Consider the following 14,971-nt stretch of genomic DNA (forward strand, 5'->3'; position numbering starts at 1 on the left):
TTCAAGGCCGAGTTCAAGGCCGAGTGCATATTTTGATGCGCTTTTATATGCTCTGACTTTGTCGCTCTCTGTATATCGCCAAAGCCGCCAAGCGTCAGGTTTTTTTATAAGTCGAACTAATCCGTAAAAAGACAATCCCAAGTCAGCCGCGCCATAGGCCATGTTTCCTTCATGTTCTGTACCGCCAAGCCACACAGAAAGCCCCTGGTATTGTTTGCGTACCCACCCCTCTGTGTCCGTGCGGTTTCCAATTAGATTATGGCCATTTTCATAGATGTTATTGATYCCATGAGAAACAAGGGGAAGGCCRAAAAATAAGCAAAGTGTTCCTCCKGATCCCGTACAAACACCGGCCCCTGTGGCAATCTGTGCGGTGCCAGCGGCGACGCCTACGACTTTTTTACCTACYTCAAATGATTGGATGGAGAGTCTYTTGATTTCTGCTGTGATCGCATCCAAACCTTCYTGGGCATCTTTTAGTTCGGCCTTTACATCCTCTAAAATCCCTTGTGCAAAACAAGCGATCTCCCGATTAAACTGCAGCCGCAACATCCCATCCTGAATATGCCGCGCCGATAACGTACACGCTTGCCCTTGCAGCGAAATCGCCGCCTGCTCGACCTCCGCCAGCCCATGCCCGYYCGCCGCAGGCTTCTTCTCCAGCAGCGTCATGACTCGGCACTCCATGACGCATACCCGGTCGTGCCTGCCGTATGGTGCGTCCAGATAATGTCGCGGTAACGAATGGCAACATGCTCTTGCGGCTGGGCATCGCCTTGCATCAGCACATGCGGCATATCCAGGGTCAGTTCGGTCAGCAACCCGCCGCGGATTTCCACGGTGTAGAACTTCTCTTGCGCCCCGAATGCGGCGGTGCGGTAGAAATTGATGATGCAGTCAACCCGCTCACGGTTAGCCAGGGCCTGGCTCAGCAAGGGCGAAGACTTGTCGACATGCTTGGTGATGAACACCGGGCGGTGGGTGGCGTGCCGGGCGTTGTCGATATTGGCCATGTTGTGCGCGAACGACAGCACCATGATCTCGTCGCTGTGCCCGGTCTGGCATTTATTGCCCATCGAGACCGGCGTCGAACACCCCGCCGAAATCAGGCCCTGTTTCTCGCCCTTGATGGTCATATAGCCGCAGTTCGCCATGACGCGGCATTTATTGCCCATCGAGACCGGCGTCGAACACCCCGCCGAAATCAGGCCCTGTTTCTCGCCCTTGATGGTCATATAGCCGCAGTTCGCCATGACGRTCCTCCTTGATAAATGGAGGACCAGTCTATTTTCGAGCTTCCCGGCAATATGTAGGACGTGTCCGAAATGGCTGTTGCCAATGGCCATTGATGTTCAAGTTGATGAGTATTTTCAGCCTGACACCGAGTCTGATGAAAGGGTCATCAATGCCTTGCTCAGTGGAAGGGAGGACGCTGTGCTGGGTGGCGACCCGACGATGAAGCCAGCAGCAACGGTACATAGGCAGCGCCTGTAAAGCAGCCATCGCCGGCAAGCCGCCTCCCACGGTCTGATGCCAGGCACAAAATCCGGGGTGCTCATCGAACCTGTGGGAGGGGGCTCTGCCCCGGGCGGCGATCCGACGATGAGGCCATCAGGGACAGTACACAGGCAGCGGCTGTAAAGCAGTCATTGCCGGCAAGCCGCTTCCCACGATCTACCGCCCAATACACCCCCGCCACCAAGACCCACCAGCCTTGCCAGCCTCCGGCACCGCCAGCACCTGCGGCATGTCCCGCAACCGTACCCACGGCTCGTTCTGCCAATGCAGCACACTCATCGACAGCCCCGGCCACTGCAACACACTCAACACCGGCGCCAGTTGCTCATCGCTCGACGGCGGCGCATCACGCAAGGCTGCCACCACCTCATTGGTAATCCAGCGCCGCAAGCCACGCTGCTCGGGGTGATAGTGATGCACCAGCAAGGCATACACCCCCGACTCGCTGACCATCAGCTCTGACTCACACTCGCCATGGCTTTCCAGCCACAGCGTGCGGCGCTGGTCCGGATCAAGCTTGAGCGTGGTGCGCTCGTTCAAGGGCCAAGCGATGAGCTTGCTCAGGTCGCGAGCGCAGAACCAGGCCTGGTTTTCCAGGAGCAGGGCGCGGAGTTGGCGGTGGTGGCGGATGAAGATGGTGGGGGCGAATGGGTATGGATCGTTTTGCATGATAAATCTCTACGTTTGGATGGGAGTGGTGCTGACGACCAACGTAGAGAGGCGAAGAAATCCCAACGACGTCCACCAAGGCCAGCAGCCCACTCGTTCATCGAGGGGCTTGGCAGCTTGGTGAGCGCTTATCTACGTTGGGTGTTTCTTAGGCACCGAGGGAATTATACGAAATGTGTGATGAATGAATAGGTGGTCATCAACTGACAAAAAGCGTAGGACCGTAGGTTGAATGTCGTATTGTTCGATTAGTGTTGTAGGATTTTTCCTGGATTTTGGTAGTCTGTAGCCCTTCATGGAGGGCTGAATAATGTATGCAGTAATCGTCGAAAATGATATTTCAGACTGGGAAGACAAAACGGGTGATATTTACCATTTTCCGAATATGTATAAATCATTATTGTTGCCAGGAACAAAAGTGATTTATTACAAAGGCCGCATTAAGGAAAAAAAGTTCTCTAGTCAGCGTCTTAGTAATGCTCCGCATTATTTTGGCACGGCGGAAGTGGTCAAGGTCTATCCGGATGAAAGAAGCTCTAAAGCTGATTTTTTTGCGGTGATTGGTGCGTATTCAGCTTTTGCTGAAGCTGTGTCGGCAAAAAGTGGAGATGGTTATTTTGAGAGGATTCCAGACTCAAGAATAAATAATTATTGGCGGAGCGCCGTCAGGAAGATTGATGTTGATGTTTATAATTCAATTGTTGGGTCTGCTAAGCGTTTGCCGGCTGTTTTACGAGAATTTTCTTCAGGTTCTGATGAGGTTGCACTGGTTTCTCGTGTTGAAGGGGATAAAATAAAATATTTTGGTGAGCGTTACGAGCGTGACCCGATTTTAAGGCGTCAAGCCATTGCCTTTCATGGTTTGGAATGCAAGGTGTGTGGTTTTAATTTTGAAGCTGGTTATGGTGAATATGCTAAAGGGTATGTTCATGTGCACCATGTTGTTCCAATCTCGCAGTTTGAGGGGGCTAAAGTAGTCAGCCCAGAAAGCGATATGGTCCCTTTGTGCGCAAACTGTCACGCCGTAATTCATCGAAGAAGAGACAGAACTGTCAGTATAGAAGAGTTGAAGGCGATGCTTCGTATACAGTGGGTATCAAAAAAATAGGTGTTTTTTTAATGTTAGGTCTGGGGTCAAAGCACGGTGTAGGATTACAGGGCGCGCGTCCGTGCAAAAGAAGTTAGGTGTGCTGTCAGGTGCCCGAAGTGCTATAAGGTGATAGATGGTTGCAGTTGCCAATTGGTAGCTGAGGGAGGGGTAAGCCTTTACAGATTCTGTAAAGGCTGGTTTAGGTGTTTTATTGTGAGTGCGCTAACAGTATGACTGTAAAGAGTTTTTATTTCTCAGATGTTAAATCAATTACCTTTATAGAGGTGTTGTTGTCAATATATATGAGGGTGTCAGGTTTTTTTAGGTCGTCAACTAATAAATAGGAGCTTCCAGATTTCATTAGTATTTTTGCCCATCCGTTGTATTTTTTGTGCTCAATGTACAGTCTTTCTTCATGCATTATTTTTTCATATCTCAGGTAGCCTGTATAAAATGAAAGTGCTACAGCTGAGCCTGCTGCTAGATATATGTAATCTCTAAATAATCGTCTTCTTAAGGCTGATCTTTTTTTATCTAAGATTCGACGTATTTGTCGCTTAGGGCGAATGAGTATCTCAGTCTTAAGGATAGATGCAACGAGTATGGAGAAAAAAGTAACTGCTATGAGTTGACTTGTCTGCTCAATGTTTAGTCGCAGGTATGAAAAGTTAAATAAAAATGGAAAGCATATTGATATGGCTAGCCAGTAAGATACTTTCTCCAGTAGTGGGGTGTCTTTGTGTAGCTTTACTAGTTTTGAACTTGGCTTTTTAGGTCGGGCATTCCTAAATGCTAATACTCCACTTGCCACTAAGGCTGATATGGAATAATAAAATTGAGAGAGCGCAAAGGAAAAAACTTTGCTCACGGTGTAGCTTAGTGTGAGGTAGAATGCGAAAAGAGCTATAAAGCTTGCGGCGAACTCTAAAGAAATTAATGAGAGCATTTCAAACGGTATTTCTATTAAAAACCCTATGTAGTGAGCGCTTCCTAATGAAAGAAGCGCAAGTAGCAATTTGGCTAAGGTGGTTCTAGTCTTTTTGTTATTTAATGACTCCCACGATGCTGTCGGGTATTTTTTAAAGGTGTGGGGCGTGGTCATAGTGACTAAGGATCCTTGTCTGATGCTAATTAAATTTCTTTTCGATGGCCTGTCGTAAGCTACTGCTAGCTTTAAAAGTAATAAGGTTTTCTTCTAATTATTAATCTTCGAACCACCCCTTCAACCGATCCCGAAAACTTTGTATCAACGGCTCTCTCGCCCGTCCCCGCCTCAACGCCAGCGAAAACGGCGCCTGGTACCCGAACGTGGTCGGCAACAGCACTTTCAACCGTTTCTGGTCCGCCCAGAATTGCGCGTAGTGTTCCGGCAAATACCCGATATACGCCCCCGACAGTACCAGGATCAGTTGGGCTTCCATCGATTCCACGGTCGCGGCGCTGTGTTTGAAGCCGTGGCGGGCCAGTTCGGACTGGCTCCAGTAGCCGCGGCCGACCATGCGTTGCTGGGTGATGACTTCGGCGGGGATGCGGCGCTGGTCGAACAGTTCGTGGCGGTCGCTGCAGTACAGCCAGTGCTGTTCGCGGTACAGGGCCTGGTACATGAGGCCGTTCATGCGGATGGAGAAGGCGCCGATGGCCAGGTCCAGGCGGTTTTCCTGCACGCCCAGTTGCAATTGCGCCGGGCTGAGCACCGAGAGGTGCAGGTGCACGGCGGGGTGTTCCTTGCTGTAGGCGCCGATGACGTCGGCCAGTGGCAGGGCCGGGTCGCTGACGGTGGAGTCGAGCACGCCCAGGTTGAGGGTGCCGCGCAGTTCGCCCTTGAGGGCGGCGCTGTAGCGTTCGAAGCCTTCGAGTTCGGCGAGCAGGCGCAGGGTTTCCTGGTGGAACAGTTCGCCCTTGCTGGTCAGGCTGAAGCCGCCCCGGCCGCGATGGCAGAGCACCAGGCCGAGCTGGGTTTCGAGCTGGCTCATGTAGGTGCTGATGGCGGAGGTGGAGAGGTTGAGTTCCTGTTGCGCAGCGGCAAAGCCCTGGTGGCGTACTACGCAGGCGAAGATGCGCAGCAGTTTGAGGTCGGGCAGGGCAGAGGACATGGGGGCTCCGGGGTGAGGCGTGGTGAGTTTGGGGCTTATGGTCGGTGGCGCGTAGTTCGAGGTTTCAGGCAGTGGTTATGGGGTGGCGCCATCGCGGGCAGAGCCCCCTCCCACAGAGGCTGTGTTGGATAGAGAATTGCAGCGTGTCAATGGGGTTGTAGGCTGCCTTGAGTTTACAGATCACCGTTATTGCACAGGGTTTGGATTGGATAAGGCATCACGGGGCATCAGGCGCAGTGTATCCGCGGATAGTTTAGAAATCTCTGAACTGAATATTTGTTGGCAGCGATTCTTCCGTTTGTCGGCGGGCACCAGTATGGCCGTCACTTCAATGACAACCGGTGAGGCCAACTCCGTGGACACGACTTTCCACCAGCCCTTGGGCGGCAACGAGATGCCTCGTTTCGGCGGCATCGCCACCATGATGCGCTTGCCGCATGTGCAGGCCGCCGAGGCGCTTGACCGCCTGGATGCGGCGTTTGTCGGCATTCCGCTGGACATCGGCACCTCCCTGCGTTCCGGCACCCGTTTTGGCCCGCGGCAGATCCGCGCCGAGTCGGTGATGATCCGTCCCTACAACATGGCCACCGGTGCCGCGCCGTTCGATTCGCTGAACGTGGCCGACATCGGTGATGTGCCGATCAATACCTTCAACCTGCTCGACGCGGTGCGCATCATCGAGCAGGAATATGACCGCATCCTGGGCCACGGCATCGTGCCGCTGACCCTGGGCGGCGACCACACGCTGACGCTGCCGATCCTGCGCGCCATTCACAAGAAGCACGGCAAGGTCGGGCTGGTGCACATCGATGCGCATGCCGACGTCAACGATCACATGTTCGGCGAGAAAATCGCCCACGGCACCACGTTCCGCCGTGCCCAGGAAGAGGGCCTGCTCGACAGCGAGCGGGTGGTGCAGATCGGCCTGCGCGCACAGGGCTATACCGCCGAGGATTTCAACTGGAGCCGCAAGCAGGGCTTTCGCGTGGTGCAGGCCGAGGAGTGCTGGCACAAGTCGCTGACGCCGCTGATGGCCGAGGTGCGCGAGAAGGTCGGCGGGGGGCCGGTGTACCTGTCGTTCGACATCGACGGCATCGACCCGGCCTGGGCGCCAGGCACCGGCACGCCGGAAGTCGGCGGGCTGACCACCATCCAGGCGCTGGAGATCATTCGCGGCTGCCAGGGGCTGGACCTGATTGGTTGCGATCTTGTTGAAGTGTCGCCGCCGTATGACACCACCGGCAACACCTCGCTGCTGGGCGCCAACCTGCTGTACGAAATGCTCTGCGTGTTGCCTGGCGTGGTACGCCGATGAGCCGCGAAGCCGAGGTGCTGCACGCGGCGGCGGACCTGGTGGCGGCCTTTGCCAGCAACGACACGGCGCGCTATTTCGAGTGCTTCAGTGCGCAGGCCAGCTTTGTCTTTCACACCCTGGCGGCGCCGTTGAACACGCGGGCCGAGTATGAGGCGCTGTGGCAGCAATGGCAGGCCGAGGGGTTTGCGGTGCTGGGTTGTGAGTCGAGCAACGGCCGGGTGAGTGTGCAGGGGGATGCGGCGGTGTTTGTGCATGACGTGGCCACGCACATCCGCATGGCCGGGGAGGAACACCATTTGCAAGAGCGCGAGACCATCGTGTTTCGGCAGGAGGGCGGCCGCTGGCTGGCCTGGCATGAGCATTTGTCAGTAGCCAGCCCGGGTTGACGGTTGGCGGGGGGTGTAGGAGCGCGCTTGCCCGCGACCGGCTGCGTTAGCAGTCGTAAAATTTCAGCGGCCACACAATTTTTGCGAGCGCTACGCACTCGGTCGCGGGCAAGCGCGCTCCTACAGAGTGCCAGGCAAGGATTACAAGAATCAGTTTCAACCCTGCGCCCGGGGTCAACGGGCGACCATAAAGGGTCAGCGTGCCTGCGCTGGCCTTACAACAACCGTGACAGGCGCTGGAGCAGCACATGAGCCATTCGACGCGTACCGAAACCCGCATCGAGACCTTCGGGGTCGAGCAGATTCCCGACAGTCAACGCGATGCATCCCCCATTGACCTGTTTCGCCTGATCTTCGGCGGCGCCAATACCTTTGCCACGGCGGTGCTGGGCAGTTTTCCGGTGTTGTTCGGGTTGTCGTTCCAGGCCGGGGTCTGGGCCATTGTGCTGGGCGTGACGGTAGGGGCGTTGATCCTCGCGCCCATGGGCTTGTTCGGGGCGCTTAACGGCACCAACAATGCGGTGTCGTCCGGGGCGCATTTCGGTGTGCACGGGCGCATCATCGGCTCCTTTTTGTCACTGCTGACGGCGGTGGCGTTCTTTTCGCTGTCGGTGTGGAGTTCCGGTGATGCCTTGGTCGGCGGCGCCCGGCGCCTGGTCGGCCTGCCGGAAACCGACCTGAGCCTGGGGCTGGCCTATGGGCTGTTCGCGGTGCTGGTGCTGGTGGTGTGCATCTTCGGCTTTCGCTTCATGCTGTGGGTCAACAAGATCGCGGTGTGGGCGTCGAGCCTGCTGTTTCTGCTGGGCATCCTGGCCTTTGCCGGGCCGTTCGATACCGGTTACGCCGGCACGGTCAGCCTGGCGCAGCCGGGGTTCTGGGCGGCGTTCATTGGTGCGGCGCTGCTGGCGATGAGCAACCCGGTGTCGTTCGGCGCCTTCCTGGGCGACTGGTCGCGCTACATTCCGCGTGACACCGCCAAGCGCCGCATCATGCTTGCGGTGCTGGCCGCCCAGGCCGGCACGCTGATTCCCTTCCTGTTCGGCCTGTGCACCGCCACGCTGGTGGCCACCCAGGCGCCGCAGTACATCGAGGCCAATAACTATGTCGGCGGGCTGCTGGCGATCTCGCCGGGCTGGTTCTTCCTGCCGGTGTGCCTGATTGCGGTGATCGGCGGGCTGTCGACCGGCACCACGGCGCTGTATGGCACGGGGCTGGACATGTCGAGCATGTTCCCGCGCCTGCTCAGCCGCGCTGGCGCCACGCTGCTGATCGGCGTGGCGGCGATTGCCTTTATCTTCATCGGCCGCTTCACCTTCAACCTGGTGCAGAGCGTGTCGACCTTCGCGGTGCTGATCATTACCTGCACCAGCCCGTGGATGGTGGTGATGATCCTGGGCCTGGTCAGCCGCCGCGGCTTCTACCACGCCGATGACCTGCAAGTGTTCACCCGTGGCCAGCGCGGCGGGCGCTACTGGTTTCACCATGGCTGGAACTGGCGTGGCCTGGGCGCGTGGATTCCAAGCGCGGTGGTGGGCCTGTGCTTCGTCAACCTGCCGGGGCAGTTCGTCGGGCCGCTGGGCGAGTTGGCCGGCGGTATCGACATCAGCCTGCCGATCACCCTGGGCCTGGCCGCATTGCTGTACCTGACCCTGCTGCGCACCTTTCCGGAGCCGGCCTCGGTGTACGGCCCCAAGGGCGCGCACCCGATGCTGGGGCGCAAGGCCCTGAGCAACGCCGCCCCGGTGGTCACCGCCCATTCATGAGCCCGCGCAGGCGGTGAGGTCTTGCCATGCAACTGCAACTCTTTCGTACGCTATGGGGCTATCGCGGCCCCTGGCAACAGGCGCTGGACGAAGCCCGCGCCGCCGGCTTCGATGGCCTGGAAGCGCGCATTCCCGAAGACGCGAAAACCCGCGCGGACGCTGCAGCGTTTCTGCGCGCCGACCGGGTGCCGTACATTGCCATTCTGTTCACCTCGACGCCGGTGCTGCCGCAGCAATCGGCCACACCCGCCGAGCACCTGGCGGACTTCGCCCACAAGCTGCAACTGGCCGCCGAGCTGGAACCACGCTTCGTCAACGTGCTGGCCGGCAACGACCGCTGGCCGCTGGCGCAGCAGGTGGATTTCTTCGGTGAGGCGCTGGCGATTGCCCGGCGCAGCGGCCTGTTGTGCAGCTTCGAGACGCACCGGGCGCGTTCGCTGTTCAATCCGTGGCTGACCCTGCAACTGATCGAGCAAGTGCCGGACCTGCGCTTCACCAGTGACATCAGCCACTGGGTGGTGACCTGCGAGCGGCTGCTCGACGACCCCGCCGATGACCTCAGCGCCTTTGTCGAGCGTGTGCACCACATTCAGGCCCGGGTCGGCTATGACCAGGGCCCGCAAGTGCCGCATCCCGGTGCCCCGGAATACGCCGCCGCGCTGGCCTTTCATCAGCAGCACTGGGAAGCGATCTGGCGCTCGCAACAGGCCCGGGGCTTTACCGGCACCACGCTGACGCCGGAATTCGGCCCTGACGGTTACCTGCATCACTTGCCCTTTACCGATGTGCCAGTGGCCGACCTCTGGGGCCTGAATGCCTGGATGGGCCGCACGGAACGTGCGCATTTCAATGCTTTTTCCAACCGCCCCGAGGGCCTGTTGCCATGAGTGAACGTGCTGCTTTTACCCACATTCCCGTGGTCGATATCCAGGGACTGTTCAGTGCACGCCTGGAGGACCGCCAGGCGGTGGCCCAGGCCTTGGGCGAGGCGGCCCGGCATGTGGGCTTTCTGTACATCACCGGCCACGGCATCGCGCCCGAACTGATCGACAACCTGCACAAGGCGGCCGAGGATTATTTCGCCCAGCCGCTGGACGCCAAGATGCAGCACTACATCGGCGCTTCGCAAAGCCACAAGGGCTTTGTACCGGAAGGCGAGGAGGTGTACGGCACCGGCAAGCCGGACCATAAAGAGGCGTTCGACATCGGCTTCGAAGTGCCGGCCGATAACCCGCTGGTGCTGGCCGGCACGCCGTTGCTGGGGCCGAACCACTGGCCGACGCTGCCCGGTTTCAAGCCGGCGGTGCAGGCTTACTACCAGGCGGTGTTTGCCTTGGGGCACCAGTTGTTTCGCGGCTTTGCCCTGGCGCTCGGGCTGGACGAGCAGGCCTTCGATGACATGGCCCGCTTTCCGCCGTCCAAGCTGCGTTTGATTCACTACCCGTTCGATGGCGACGCCCAGGACGCACCGGGCATCGGCGCGCACACCGATTATGAGTGCTTCACCATTCTCAAGGCCGACCAGCCGGGCCTGGAAGTCATGAACGAGCAGGGCGAGTGGATCGACGCGCCGCCGCTCGAGGGCGCCTTTGTGGTCAATATCGGCGACATGCTGGAGGTGATGACCGCCGGCGCCTTCGTCGCCACCGCCCACCGCGTGCGCAAGGTCAGGCACGAGCGCTATTCGTTTCCGCTGTTCTATGCCTGCGACTACCACACCCAGATCAAACCCTTGCCCCAGTTCGCCGATGGCGAGCAGCACTATGCGCCCATCGCCATCGGCGAGCACATGTGGGCCCAGGCTTTGCAGACCTACCAGTACCTTCGCCAGCGTGTGGCCGACGGGCAGATCGCCTTGCCGGAACACGCCAGAAAGCCTTCAAGCTTCGGGCACCTGAAAAACCAGAGCGTGACTTCGTGACCTGCCTTTTCCCTCAATCTGGAATGACGACTATGCCAAGCACCCCGTTTTCGCGCCTTGCCACTTCCCTGATCGGCCTGGCGCTGTTCGCCGGCAGCGTCCAGGCGGCCCCGACTGCCACCCCCGGCACGCTCAAGGTCGGCATGGAGATTTCCTACCCGCCCTTCGAGTCCTACGACGGCGACAAGGTGGTGGGCTTCGACCCCGAAGTGTCCACCGCGCTGGCCAAGCAATTGGGTGACCTGAAGGTCGAGTTTGTCGACACGCGCTTTCCGAACCTGATCCTGGGCCTGAACGCCAACCGCTTCGACACCATCATCTCGGGCATGTACATCACCGACGAGCGCACCAAGCAGGCCGATGCCATCCCGTACGCGCAGGTGGGCGCGGCGATCATGGTGCGCAGCGACAGCACTGCCAAGCCACAGCAGCCTGAAGACCTGTGCGGCATGAAGGTCGGCCTGCAGCAGGGCACCAACTGGGTCAACCAGCTCAAGGCGGTATCGGCCGACTACTGTGCCAGGCAGAACAAGGGCGAGATCGCCATCAGCGAATTCCCCACCACCGCCGAGGCCTCGCAGGCCTTGATGTCGGGCAATATCCAGGCGCACCTGGAAATCTCCGCCGCCGCGAAGATGATCATCGACAAGGCCCGTGGCCGCATCACCATCAGCTCGGACAAGGCCCTGTACCCACAGACCCTGGGCATCTACGTGAAGAAGGGCAACAGCGAACTGCTGGAGCAACTGCGCGGCGTGGTCGAGACCTACAAGCACAGCCACGAGTACACCGAGATGCTCAAGAAGTACAACCTGGAACCGGCATGACCCCCTGAGTCACGGCCGACGCGATCTTGTGGGAGGGGGCTCTGCCCGCGATTGAGTGCGAAGCGCTCACAGAAATCCAGAGAGCGCTGAAAATCTAGGATTGGCAGCGCATTCAGAAATTTGTGAAACGCCACAATTTTACGACTGCTGCGCACTCGGTCGCGGGTAAGCGCAAGCGCGCTCCTATACAGGTCGCGGCGGTAAACGGATCGCCGTGCGGCCGATCGCCATCCATCTGTTGCACCGAGGTCATCATGGCATTCGAATGGGCCTATTTTTTCTCGCTGTTCTCCGTCGCGGCCTTCTGGAAGGCCTGCCTGACGGTGGTGCAGCTCAGCACCTTGTCCTGGACCCTGGGCCTGGCCCTAGGGTTTGTGCTGGCCAGCGCCAAGCTGTCCAGCCATGCCTGGCTGCGCCTGCCGGCCAGCCTGTACATCTGGCTGTTTCGCAGCATCCCGCTGCTGGTGCTGCTGGTGTTCGTCTACAACCTGCCGCAGCTGTTCCCGAGCGCCGGCAGCGTGCTGTCGCAACCGTTCTACGCCGGGCTGATTGCGCTGGTGCTGACCGAAACCGCCTACATGGCCGAGATTCACCGGGGCGGTTTGCTGTCGGTGCTCAAGGGTCAGCGTGAAGCGGCCAAGGCACTGGGTATTCGTGGGCTGGGCGCGCAGCGGCTGGTGATCATCCCGCAGGCGATTCGCATCTCGTTGCCGACCCTGACCAACGAATACGTGACCATTGTCAAGCTCACCTCGCTGGTCTCGGTGATCTCGCTCAGCGAATTGCTGCTGGTGGGCCAGCGTCTGTATGCGCAGAACTTCCTGGTGCTCGAAACCCTGGCGGCGGTGGCGGTGTACTACGTGCTGATCGTCACGCTGTTCGGCTGGCTGTTGCAGTGGGCCGAGCGGCATCTGGACTTGTCGCGCAAGAACGCCCAGACCCTCGACGCTAGTCAAACCCAGGCCTTGCGTCAGCCGGCGGCGGTCGGCAAGCCACGGGTGCAGGCCGCACCGGGGCAGCCCGACGCCTTGCAACTGCGCAACATCCACAAGCGCTACGGCAACCACGAAGTGCTCAAGGGCATCGACCTGAACGTGCGCCCCGGCGAGGTGATTTCCATCATTGGCCCGTCCGGCTCCGGCAAGACCTCGCTGATCCGCACCATCAATAGCCTGGAAAGCATCGAGCAAGGCGAGATCGTGCTGTTCGGCCAGGACTTCATCAAGGCCGGCAAGCGGCCCGACTCGCCGGTGATCCGCCAGGGCATCGGCCGCATCGGCATGGTGTTCCAGAACTTCAACCTGTTCCCGCACCGCACCATCCTCGACAACGTGATCCTGGCGCCGCGCTACCACGGCCTGGCCCAGACCGCCGAGCTGCGCCGCAAGGGCCATGCCTTGCTCGACCGGGTGGGGCTGCTGGCGCATGCCGACAAGTACCCGCACCAGTTGTCCGGCGGCCAGCAGCAGCGCGTGGCGATTGCCCGCGCCCTGGCGATGGAGCCTGACATCATGCTGTTCGACGAACCCACCTCGGCACTGGACCCGGAGCTGGTGGGCGATGTGCTCAAGGTCATTGGCGACCTGGCCGCCGAGGGCATGACCATGCTGATCGTTACCCACGAGATGGATTTCGCGCTGTCGATTTCCGACCGCATCGTGTTCATGGAAAACGGCCATGTGGTCACCGACGCTTCGCCGGCGGCGATCCGCCACGAGGGCGATCCGCGCGTGCAGCGCTTCATTGGTTTGCAACAGGAGGCGGTGGCATGAGCCGGTCTGAATCGACGTGTGGCGAGTTTCTGGTCAGGCAGCTGCAGGCCTGGGGCGTGGACACCGTGTTCGGCATTCCCGGCGTGCACACGGTCGAGCTGTATCGCGGCCTGCCGGGCAGCGGTATTCGCCATGTGACCCCGCGCCATGAACAGGGCGCGGGCTTCATGGCCGACGGTTATGCGCGGGTCAGCGGCCAGCCGGGGGTGTGCTTTATCATCACCGGCCCCGGCATGACCAATATCCTCACCGCCATGGGCCAGGCCTACGCCGACTCGATCCCGATGCTGGTGATCTCCAGCGTCAACGAGCGCCCGCGGCTGGGCCTGGGCAACGGTTACCTGCACGAGCTGCCGAACCAGCGCGCCATGGTCGCCGGGGTCAGCGCCTTCAGCCACACGCTGATGAACGTCGATGAGCTGCCCGCCGTCCTGGCCCGGGCCTTTGCCGTGTTCGACGGCCAGCGGCCCCGGCCGGTGCACCTCGAGCTGCCGCTGGACATCATCACCGCCAGCGCCGCACACCTGAGCGTGCAACCGCGCCGGGTCATCACTCGCCCGGCGCCGGACCCGGTCGCCATTGCCGACGCCGCTGCCCGCCTGCGCGCGGCCCGGCAGCCCTTGGTGCTATTGGGCGGCGGCTGTGTGTCAGCACTGGACGAGGTGCGTGAGCTGGTCGCCCGGCTGGACGCGCCCACCGCGCTGACCATCAATGCCAAGGGCCTGTTGCCAGGCGATCACCCTTTGTTGCTGGGCAGCAACCAGTCGCTGGTGCCGGTGCGCCAGTTGGCGCTCGACGCCGATGTGGTGCTGGCGATCGGCACCGAACTGGGCGAGACCGATTACGACGTGGTGTTCGACGGCAACTTCAGGATTGGCGGCGAACTGATCCGCATCGACATCGATGCCGAGCAATTGACCCGCAACCATGCGCCGGGGCTGGCGATTCTCAGCGATGCGGCACTGGCCGTGCGCGCCTTGCTGGCCGCACTGCCGGAACGTGCCACACAGGCTGACAGCCCTGGCGCCCAACGGGCCGCCGCCGTGCGCGCACAACTGGCCGAGGCGTTCAGCGGCTGGGCGCATTACCGCCGCTTGTTCGACTGCGTACTGGAGGTACTGCCCGAGGCGCGCTTTGTCGGCGACTCGACCCAGACGGTGTACAGCGGCAATCATTTGGTGGAACTGGACGGCCCGCGCCGCTGGTTCAATTCCTCGACCGGCTACGGCACGCTGGGCTACGGCCTGCCGGCGGCCATTGGCGCCAAGCTGGCCGAGCCAGGCCGGGCGGTGATCAGCCTGATGGGTGACGGCGGTATCCAGTTCAGTCTGCCGGAACTGGCCAGTGCGGTGGAGGCGCAGGTCGCGATCATCGTGCTGCTGTGGAATAACCACGGCTACGGCGAGATCAAGCGCTACATGGAGCGGCGCGACATCACCCCGATCGGTGTCGACATCTACACCCCGGATTTTCTGGCCATCGCCCGCGGCTTTGGCTGCGCCGCCGAACGCGCCCGCGACCACGCCCACCTGCAAGCCCTGCTGCGCCAGGCGCCGAGCGACCGGCCGCTGATCATCGAAATCAACGAAGCCCCACCCTTCGCCCCCTGATCACACC

Annotated in this window: 14 protein-coding genes; 9 read left to right on the top strand and 5 right to left on the bottom strand. The window is 60.1% G+C overall.

Features of this window, described 5'->3' with window-relative positions; translation table 11 throughout:
- From ASF84_RS10660 to ASF84_RS10670, 3 genes are all read right to left on the bottom strand, one after another.
- A partial coding sequence (locus tag ASF84_RS10660; RefSeq protein ID WP_056838062.1) for a DUF4225 domain-containing protein occupies positions 1 to 672 on the bottom strand: 672 nt, incomplete at its 3' end.
- Positions 669 to 1,154, bottom strand: a complete 486-nt coding sequence (locus tag ASF84_RS10665) for an Hcp family type VI secretion system effector (protein ID WP_056839041.1) — start codon at positions 1,152 to 1,154, stop codon at positions 669 to 671. The genes ASF84_RS10665 and ASF84_RS10660, both read right to left, overlap by 4 nt.
- A 520-nt stretch (positions 1,155 to 1,674) precedes the next feature.
- The gene (locus tag ASF84_RS10670; protein WP_056838065.1) at positions 1,675 to 2,187 is read right to left on the bottom strand and encodes a BRO-N domain-containing protein; all 513 of its coding nucleotides are present in this window, start codon (positions 2,185 to 2,187) and stop codon (positions 1,675 to 1,677) included.
- A 310-nt stretch (positions 2,188 to 2,497) separates the two neighbouring features.
- Here ASF84_RS10670 and ASF84_RS28460 point away from each other — a divergent pair, with 310 nt between their 5' ends.
- Positions 2,498 to 3,295, top strand: a complete 798-nt coding sequence (locus tag ASF84_RS28460) for an HNH endonuclease (RefSeq protein WP_082481520.1) — start codon at positions 2,498 to 2,500, stop codon at positions 3,293 to 3,295.
- A gap of 229 nt (positions 3,296 to 3,524) precedes the next feature.
- Here ASF84_RS28460 and ASF84_RS29065 read toward each other — a convergent pair whose 3' ends face one another.
- Together ASF84_RS29065 and ASF84_RS10675 are read right to left on the bottom strand one after the other, a co-directional pair.
- Positions 3,525 to 4,379 (bottom strand): hypothetical protein, encoded by an 855-nt coding sequence (locus ASF84_RS29065; RefSeq protein ID WP_156684206.1) that lies wholly within the window; start codon positions 4,377 to 4,379, stop codon positions 3,525 to 3,527.
- A gap of 100 nt (positions 4,380 to 4,479) precedes the next feature.
- Positions 4,480 to 5,370: a LysR family transcriptional regulator gene (locus ASF84_RS10675; protein ID WP_056838067.1), complete on the bottom strand. Its 891-nt coding sequence runs from the start codon at positions 5,368 to 5,370 to the stop codon at positions 4,480 to 4,482.
- 355 nt (positions 5,371 to 5,725) lie between these two features.
- Between ASF84_RS10675 and speB the strand changes: the two genes are divergently transcribed.
- The 8 genes from speB (at position 5,726) to ASF84_RS10715 (ending at position 14,964) form a co-directional block, all read left to right on the top strand.
- Complete coding sequence (gene speB / locus ASF84_RS10680) at positions 5,726 to 6,685, top strand: agmatinase (RefSeq protein ID WP_056839043.1); 960 nt, start codon at positions 5,726 to 5,728, stop codon at positions 6,683 to 6,685.
- The gene (locus ASF84_RS10685) at positions 6,682 to 7,071 is read left to right on the top strand and encodes a nuclear transport factor 2 family protein (protein ID WP_056838069.1); all 390 of its coding nucleotides are present in this window, start codon (positions 6,682 to 6,684) and stop codon (positions 7,069 to 7,071) included. Before speB ends, ASF84_RS10685 begins: the two co-directional genes overlap by 4 nt.
- 248 nt (positions 7,072 to 7,319) lie before the next feature.
- Positions 7,320 to 8,834 (top strand): purine-cytosine permease family protein, encoded by a 1,515-nt coding sequence (locus ASF84_RS10690; protein WP_056838070.1) that lies wholly within the window; start codon positions 7,320 to 7,322, stop codon positions 8,832 to 8,834.
- A 26-nt stretch (positions 8,835 to 8,860) separates the two neighbouring features.
- On the top strand, positions 8,861 to 9,721 hold the full coding sequence (locus ASF84_RS10695; protein ID WP_056838072.1) for a sugar phosphate isomerase/epimerase family protein: 861 nt from the start codon (positions 8,861 to 8,863) through the stop codon (positions 9,719 to 9,721).
- Positions 9,718 to 10,755 (top strand): isopenicillin N synthase family dioxygenase, encoded by a 1,038-nt coding sequence (locus ASF84_RS10700; RefSeq protein ID WP_056838075.1) that lies wholly within the window; start codon positions 9,718 to 9,720, stop codon positions 10,753 to 10,755. Before ASF84_RS10695 ends, ASF84_RS10700 begins: the two co-directional genes overlap by 4 nt.
- A 32-nt stretch (positions 10,756 to 10,787) precedes the next feature.
- Positions 10,788 to 11,582 carry an ABC transporter substrate-binding protein gene (locus ASF84_RS10705; RefSeq protein ID WP_056838076.1) on the top strand — a complete coding sequence of 265 codons (795 nt, stop codon included), beginning with the start codon at positions 10,788 to 10,790 and terminating at the stop codon, positions 11,580 to 11,582.
- Between the two features lie 254 nt (positions 11,583 to 11,836).
- Positions 11,837 to 13,354 carry an amino acid ABC transporter permease/ATP-binding protein gene (locus tag ASF84_RS10710; RefSeq protein ID WP_056838078.1) on the top strand — a complete coding sequence of 506 codons (1,518 nt, stop codon included), beginning with the start codon at positions 11,837 to 11,839 and terminating at the stop codon, positions 13,352 to 13,354.
- A complete protein-coding gene (locus tag ASF84_RS10715) occupies positions 13,351 to 14,964 on the top strand; it encodes a 5-guanidino-2-oxopentanoate decarboxylase (protein WP_056838080.1) in 1,614 nt (537 codons plus the stop codon). Before ASF84_RS10710 ends, ASF84_RS10715 begins: the two co-directional genes overlap by 4 nt.
- Positions 14,965 to 14,971: the final 7 nt, after the last annotated feature.

This window comes from Pseudomonas sp. Leaf127 (genome assembly GCF_001423155.1).
In the GTDB taxonomy this organism is placed as follows: domain Bacteria; phylum Pseudomonadota; class Gammaproteobacteria; order Pseudomonadales; family Pseudomonadaceae; genus Aquipseudomonas; species Aquipseudomonas ovata.

What these genes read in the sequence shown, in the direction of transcription:
- ASF84_RS10705 (WP_056838076.1), top strand. Translation starts at nt 10,788, where the DNA reads ATGCCAAGCACCCCGTTTTCGCGCCTTGCCACTTCCCTGATCGGCCTG.
- ASF84_RS10690 (WP_056838070.1), top strand. Translation starts at nt 7,320, where the DNA reads ATGAGCCATTCGACGCGTACCGAAACCCGCATCGAGACCTTCGGGGTC.
- ASF84_RS10715 (WP_056838080.1), top strand. Translation starts at nt 13,351, where the DNA reads ATGAGCCGGTCTGAATCGACGTGTGGCGAGTTTCTGGTCAGGCAGCTG.
- ASF84_RS10670 (WP_056838065.1), bottom strand. Translation starts at nt 2,187, where the DNA reads ATGCAAAACGATCCATACCCATTCGCCCCCACCATCTTCATCCGCCAC.
- ASF84_RS10665 (WP_056839041.1), bottom strand. Translation starts at nt 1,154, where the DNA reads ATGGCGAACTGCGGCTATATGACCATCAAGGGCGAGAAACAGGGCCTG.
- ASF84_RS10695 (WP_056838072.1), top strand. Translation starts at nt 8,861, where the DNA reads ATGCAACTGCAACTCTTTCGTACGCTATGGGGCTATCGCGGCCCCTGG.
- ASF84_RS10675 (WP_056838067.1), bottom strand. Translation starts at nt 5,370, where the DNA reads ATGTCCTCTGCCCTGCCCGACCTCAAACTGCTGCGCATCTTCGCCTGC.
- ASF84_RS10710 (WP_056838078.1), top strand. Translation starts at nt 11,837, where the DNA reads ATGGCATTCGAATGGGCCTATTTTTTCTCGCTGTTCTCCGTCGCGGCC.
- ASF84_RS10700 (WP_056838075.1), top strand. Translation starts at nt 9,718, where the DNA reads ATGAGTGAACGTGCTGCTTTTACCCACATTCCCGTGGTCGATATCCAG.
- ASF84_RS10685 (WP_056838069.1), top strand. Translation starts at nt 6,682, where the DNA reads ATGAGCCGCGAAGCCGAGGTGCTGCACGCGGCGGCGGACCTGGTGGCG.
- ASF84_RS29065 (WP_156684206.1), bottom strand. Translation starts at nt 4,379, where the DNA reads ATGACCACGCCCCACACCTTTAAAAAATACCCGACAGCATCGTGGGAG.
- ASF84_RS28460 (WP_082481520.1), top strand. Translation starts at nt 2,498, where the DNA reads ATGTATGCAGTAATCGTCGAAAATGATATTTCAGACTGGGAAGACAAA.